Below are 2,441 nucleotides of genomic sequence, written 5' to 3' on the forward strand. Positions count from 1 at the left end.
GCATCTGCTAGTACAAGTGTCTCTGAATCAGCAAGTACAAGCGCATCTGAGTCTGCTTCAACAAGTGTTTCTGCTTCATCTATTGCAGTAGGCTCTCAAACAGCTACGAAGGAAACTGTAACTGATACAAGCACGCCAACTGATAGAACAGATGAATCGTCAGAAACGCCATCGACAACTTTAGAGGGCAAGGTAACCCTTGCTAACCAAATTTCTAAAGTTGAGAAAGTTGCAGATTCAACTACCAACTTCTCGTCTTCTGCAACGGATCTTGTAGCCACAACTGCCGCTACAGAAGCAACTGCTAAGAAGGTCGAAGAAGATCGTAAGAAACTTGCTAAACTTTCAGCTGAGATGGGTGAGTATCTTGCAAAAGCAGTAGATTTGCCAGATGCTGATTCAGCTATCACTAAGGTAAATTCGGCTATATTAGAAATTGAAAAAGCTTTAGCAGATTCAAATAGCGATTTGACTGCGGCAGTGAATAAGGCTACTTTAGCTCGTGATTCTATAGTAGCTTTTGTTTCTCAAAGTACTTCTAATCAAGATTTGAAAGAAGGAGAAACAACTAGTCAAGGTTCGTCATCACCTGCTAAAGTTCTTTTGGATCAAAACTTATCAGAAGCAGAAATACTTGCAAATCTTGCAGGAAATTATTCATCAAAAGTAACAAACTTGGGGCACAAGGCTTCTTTGGATGCTGCTATTGCAAAAATTCAGTTTGAAATTTCTAATAGTAATCGCTTACTGAAATCAAATGCAACTTTGGAACAATATGCTCAACAACGGGAACAACTCGGAAGTGCAGTTGATGAGTTAATGTCAGCCTTGACTACTGCAGGTTTTTCGGGCAATACAACTGTCAATGGTAGCCCTGCTATAAGCGCAAATTTAAACATTGCAGTAGGTGAGTCAAAATACTTCACGGGTGAAGGTACAGACACAGGATATAATATTCCAATTTATTATAAGTTAACCGTGACAAATGATGGTTCAAAACTAACTTTTGTTTATACAATTACTTATGATAATCCTAAAACCTCGACTGTTGAGAAGCCATCAGCTAGAGCAAGTGCTAATCATACTATCTACAATACTGGTACCTCAAAGCAAACCATGTTTACCTTGGGTAGTGGACTTGGTACTCCTTCAAGTGTAACAAGTTATCTTACAGACTCTTCAGGAAATAAATTTACGAATAAAGGTTTACTGAAAGATAGTAATACACCTATAACTGAAAATGGACCTGGTAATTACACATGGGGCAATGGTGCCCAGTTGACTGGTTTCTATTCAAAACAAGGTTATGCTTTAACGTCAACTTGGACTGTTCCGATAAATTCTGAAAGCGACACTTCCTTTACTTTTAGACCGTATTCGGGTAGTGATGATGATACTACCTTTACTAATTACTTCAATGTAATTGTGGAAGACAAAGATGATACTAGTCTATCAACTTCGCAGTCAGCCTCAGAGTCAGCAAGCACATCAGCTTCAGAATCAGCTTCAACGAGTGCCTCAGAATCTGCACGCACAAGCGCATCTGAGTCAGCGTTAACAAGTGCGAGCCAATCAGCAAGCACATCAGCGTCTGAGTCAGCGTCAACAAGCGCTAGTCAATCAGCAAGCACATCAGCGTCTGAGTCAGCAAGTACAAGTGTGAGCCAATCAGCAAGTACATCAGCGTCTGAGTCAGCGTCAACAAGTGCGAGCCAATCAGCAAGCACATCAGCGTCTGAGTCAGCATCAACAAGTGCAAGCCAATCAGCAAGTACATCAGCATCTGAGTCAGCAAGCACAAGTGCGAGCCAATCAGCAAGCACATCAGCTTCTGAATCAGCGTCAACAAGCGCTAGTCAATCAGCAAGCACATCAGCATCTGAGTCAGCGTCAACAAGTGCGAGCCAATCAGCAAGTACATCAGCGTCTGAGTCAGCAAGTACAAGCGCTAGTCAATCAGCAAGTACATCAGCGTCTGAGTCAGCAAGTACAAGTGTGAGCCAATCAGCAAGTACATCAGCGTCTGAGTCAGCGTCAACAAGTGCAAGCCAGTCAGCAAGTACATCAGCATCTGAGTCAGCAAGTACAAGTGTGAGCCAATCAGCAAGCACATCAGCTTCTGAATCAGCATCAACAAGTGCAAGCCAATCAGCAAGCACATCAGCGTCTGAGTCAGCATCAACAAGTGCAAGCCAATCAGCAAGCACATCAGCATCTGAATCAGCATCAACAAGTGCATCAGAATCAGCAAGCACATCAGCTTCTGAATCAGCATCAACAAGTGCAAGCCAATCAGCAAGCACATCAGCTTCTGAATCTGCATCAACAAGTGCAAGCCAATCAGCAAGCACATCAGCTTCTGAATCAGCATCAACAAGTGCGAGCCAATCAGCAAGTACATCAGCGTCTGAGTCAGCGTCAACAAGTGCGAGCCAATCAGC

1 pseudogene is annotated in these 2,441 nt (G+C 42.8%); it reads left to right on the forward strand.

From position 1 onward, the window contains the following. Positions 1 to 354: 354 nt before the first annotated feature. A pseudogene (locus tag ACESOD_RS08030) lies at positions 355 to 2,441 on the forward strand (hypothetical protein); the annotation flags it as partial.

Origin of the sequence: Streptococcus oralis (assembly GCF_964238205.1) — a bacterium.
In the GTDB taxonomy this organism is placed as follows: Bacteria; Bacillota; Bacilli; order Lactobacillales; family Streptococcaceae; genus Streptococcus; species Streptococcus oralis_CZ.